This is a genomic window from Limosilactobacillus coleohominis (assembly GCF_016901675.1).
Classification (GTDB): Bacteria; Bacillota; Bacilli; order Lactobacillales; family Lactobacillaceae; genus Limosilactobacillus; species Limosilactobacillus intestinavium.
This window is the reverse complement of record NZ_JACJKU010000100.1, coordinates 1-4,127: the sequence shown is the minus strand read 5'-3', so window position 1 is coordinate 4,127 and position 4,127 is coordinate 1. Positions and strand designations below refer to the sequence as shown.

Sequence of the window (4,127 nt, the reverse complement as noted above, 5' to 3'; positions counted from 1 at the left end):
TCAATGTGATCACGAGCCATGAGGGTAATTGCGGAACCATCAATAACGACAGTTTGTTTATCATTGGTGTGGGAAAATACATTGTCAAGAACTGCCTTACTTTCTTCTTCTTCACCCAGTCCAGGGCCAACTACCACTGTGTCCACTTTAGCAACCATTTCAGCCAACTCTTGATGGTTATTAAAATCAATGACCATTGCTTCAGGCAACTGTGAATGAAGAGCGGCGGTGTTAATTGGGTCAGTCGCAACTGTTACCAGGCCAGTACCGCTGTAAACACTAGCAGCGGTTGCCATGATGATTGCGCCGCCAAATTGATGATTACCGCCAACCAGTAAAACTTTACCAAAAGTGCCCTTAAAACTTTCTTGTGGTCGGGGCTTAATCACTTTGTTTAAGATTGATTCATCAAGTTTTTTCATAAAAATTGACACTCCTCCGAGTTTGTGAATGAAAACGATTTAATCATATACAAAGCTATGGTATCATAATTAGTGAATAATTAATAATAGGAGGCAAATGTCATGACTGATTGGATGGAAAAAGCAAACGCACAGAAAGACGATTACCTAAAGGATTTAACCACTTTAGTTAAAATTCCAAGTGTTCGTGACGATTCTCAAGCAACTGCGGATGCACCACTGGGTTCTGGCCCAGCAAAAGCACTCCACGCTTTCTTGGAGATGGCTAAGAAAGATGGCTTTCGAACTAAGAACATTGATAACGTGGTTGGCTATGCCGAATGGGGTGAAGGTGACGAAACAGTTGCTATTTTAGCCCACCTAGATGTAATGCCAGCTGGTAATGGATGGGATAGCGACCCATTTGATCCAATTATTAAGGATGGCAACTTTATTGGTCGGGGTTCCTCTGATGATAAGGGACCTGGGCTGGCAGCATACTATGCTTTAAAGACTCTGAAAGATATGGGGGTCAAGTTCCACAAGAAGGTTCGTTTTGTAGCCGGAACTGATGAAGAAAATGATTGGACTGGTATGACCAAGTATTTTGAAACTGAACCAATGCCAGACTTAGGTTTCTCACCAGATGCTGAATTCCCCGTTTACAATGGTGAAAAGGGAATGTTCTCTATTAAATTAGATATTGCCGGCGGTAACGAAGGTGATGATGTCCTAAAGTCATTTAAGTCTGGACTACGATTTAATATGGTTCCCCGTGAAGCCGACGTTGTGGTCGAAGTTGAGGATAACCAGGCCGTAATGGACGCATATACTGATTTCTTGGACAATAATCCGGTTACCGGGGAAGCTTACGAAGATAAAGATGGTTTACATCTCGAAATGATCGGTAAGGCTGCCCACGGAATGGAACCTGAAAAGGGAATTAATTCCGGAACGTACATGGCAAAATTCTTGCAACAATTGAAGCTCGGTGGCAACGCTAAGAACTTTGTTGACTATATTGCTAACTACCTCCACCTTGATGATAGAATGAAAGGCTTTGATGGTGCCTTTACTGATGATGTAATGGGCGACCTAACAATGAATGCCGGAATTATGAACTTTGACGGTCAAAAGGGTGGCCACTTAGACATGAACTTCCGGTTCCCAAAGGGCATTACACCAGATGATATTCTAAATAAAGTTAAACCAGTAGCCGCTGACTTTAACATTGATGCACACTATGATACTTTCCACGCACCACACTTTGTTTCACCAGATGATCCAATGGTAAAGACACTTATGAAGTCATACATTGATGTTACTGGTGATAAAGATGCTAAACCAGAATGTATTGGTGGACGAACTTTTGGACAATTAATTGATAATGGGGTTGCTTTTGGTGCGTTAATGCCAGATACCCCTAACACAATGCACCAAGCCAATGAATATCAACCAGTTGATGATCTTGTTAAGTCTATGGCAATTTACATGCAAGCAATTCATGACTTAGTTGCTGATGAATAAAGGAGAGATGACAATGGCAGAATACAAAAACGTACTAGTAGGAATTGATGGTTCCAAGCAATCAATTATGGCGTTCCACAAGGCAATTGATATTGCCAAGCGTAACAACTCTAAGCTTCATTTATTAAGTGTGGTTAATGGCGAACATTACCCAACAGCAGCTGGTTACGGTATTATTGATCGTGACATGTATGATGCTGCTGTTGAACGGATGAAGAAGACGTTGGCAGAATTAGAACAAGAAGCTAAGAAAGCTGGATTAGCTGAAGTTGATACAACGGTCATGGTTGGCAATGCTAAGCTGGCAATTACCGACCAATATCCAAAGAAGCACGATGTGGATTTAATTGTCGTTGGTGCTACCGGATTAAATGTGATCGGTCGTATTATCGTTGGGTCAACAGCTGCATACGTTATTCGTCATGCACCATGTGACGTTACAGTTGTTAAGACTGACGAAAAGAATCAGCCAGTTAAGGTTGAAGACGTTAGTTATCCAGAAATTTAACATGACCTTTTGAACTTAAGTATTATCATCTTTTACTTATCTTTGCATAAGTAAAGCGACGATAATGCTTTTTTGTTCATTTAAAATTTTGATTAGGGATAATTTTAGCTCCCCAGTAGCTATAAATAGTGTTATCATTATCAATGTTATTGTTACACAATTGTAATAAAAATTTCAGACATTGGGAGATTGACAAATGGATACAAAAGGCAAAGTTGCATCTGGAATTGCTGTTGCACTTGTCATTATTCTTGGAGGTTCCTACTGGCATCAAAGTACTCATTTTAATAAGAATACTTCGATTAATGGAATTAACGTCGGGGGACTTACCAAGCAAGCAGCATATGACAAGGTTGCCAAAACAAAATTGAGCAATGATGTTTACCTGGATGGTAAATTAATTTACGATGGAACAAAAGTTAGTGCTGGTTATACTTCAGCAGATCAGAATAAATTTAAAGAAGCAATGCATAAGCAGTTTACACTTTTTCCAAGTAGTAAGGCTCGCGATATAAGAATTGTTCCTTCTGAAAGTAATGCTTCGCGAACTGCTGAAATGAAGAAGGCGGTTAGTTCTAAGATCAATAATCTTAACACTACCCGGAAGGCACCTGTAAATGCTAAAGTAGTTTGGCAAAACGGTAAAGTTACTACTACTAAACCACGAAAGGGAAATCAATACGACCAAAAACGCTTAATGAAGCAACTGGATCAACGGGCATATGACCCGACAATTCATTTAGATAAGTTGTACACCCAACCACTGGGCGCAAGCAGTTCTGAAATTCAAAAGCAGAAAACTAAGTTAAGTAAACTTAATAATCGTTCTGTAACTTATAAAGTTGAAAATTCAAGCTACAAGTTAAGCAGTAAGGATGTTTTAACTAAGGTTACGTATGAAGATGGTAAGTATACTTTTGATACACATGCTTTTAAACCAGAATTAAAGAAAATCAATAAAGAAAAAGCAACACTTGGCAAGTCATTCAAGTTTAAGACTCATTCTGGAAAAGTGATTGACACTGCTAAGGGCGGTAGCTACGGCTGGAAGATTAGTGATACCAAAGCAAGCAAGACATTGGGTAATGCCCTCTTGAATGGCACTAAGACGGTTGAAGCTAAGGATGATATTTACGGTGAAGGTTATTATACTGGTGGTCTAGGTTACGGTGTTACTGCTAACCATGGATTAGGTAATACTTACGCTGAAGTATCAATTGCTGACCAACACGCTTGGTTCTACCGTGATGGTAAAGAAGTCTTCAGTGCAGATGTTGTTACTGGAAAGCAGAGCAGTGGCGATGCTACCCCTAAGGGTGTTTGGTACATTATGTATCAACAAAGTCCATCTGTATTGAGAGGAACTGGAGATAGTGGAAAGTCATACACTCAACCAGTTTCCTACTGGTCTGCCTTTACTAACGGTGGGGTTGGTTTCCACGATGCTAGTTGGCGGAGCAACTGGTCAAAGAGTGCCTACTTAAGTGATGGTTCTAACGGATGTGTTAACATGCATCCTGGTGATGCCGGAGAGGCATATCGAGCAATTAAAGTGCATGAACCAGTAATTGTATATTAAATCGGCAGATTGTAAAATTTAAGTTGAACATTTAAGTGGACAGAAAAACCCATCAAGGTCTTTAATGGTGTTACCACAACATTCCATTAGAAAGAAGGACCTTAATGGGCAC

Annotated in this window: 4 protein-coding genes; 3 read left to right on the top strand and 1 reads right to left on the bottom strand. The window is 40.0% G+C overall.

The features are described 5' to 3' along the window. On the bottom strand, positions 1–422 hold a 422-nt coding region (locus tag H5975_RS07480), incomplete at its 3' end, for an ADP-dependent NAD(P)H-hydrate dehydratase (RefSeq protein ID WP_204785522.1). Between the two features lie 102 nt (positions 423–524). On the opposite strand from H5975_RS07480, the gene pepV reads away from it, so the two are divergent. From pepV to H5975_RS07465, 3 genes are all read left to right on the top strand, one after another. Further along, positions 525–1,928, top strand: a complete 1,404-nt coding sequence (gene pepV / locus H5975_RS07475; RefSeq protein WP_204785521.1) for a dipeptidase PepV — start codon at positions 525–527, stop codon at positions 1,926–1,928. Positions 1,929–1,941: 13 nt separating this feature from the next. Then, entirely contained in the window at positions 1,942–2,436 is a 495-nt protein-coding gene (locus H5975_RS07470; RefSeq protein WP_178659623.1) for a universal stress protein, read from the top strand. A 196-nt stretch (positions 2,437–2,632) separates the two neighbouring features. Continuing rightward, positions 2,633–4,015, top strand: a complete 1,383-nt coding sequence (locus H5975_RS07465; RefSeq protein WP_204785520.1) for a L,D-transpeptidase family protein — start codon at positions 2,633–2,635, stop codon at positions 4,013–4,015. The last annotated feature ends 112 nt before the right edge of the window (positions 4,016–4,127 follow it).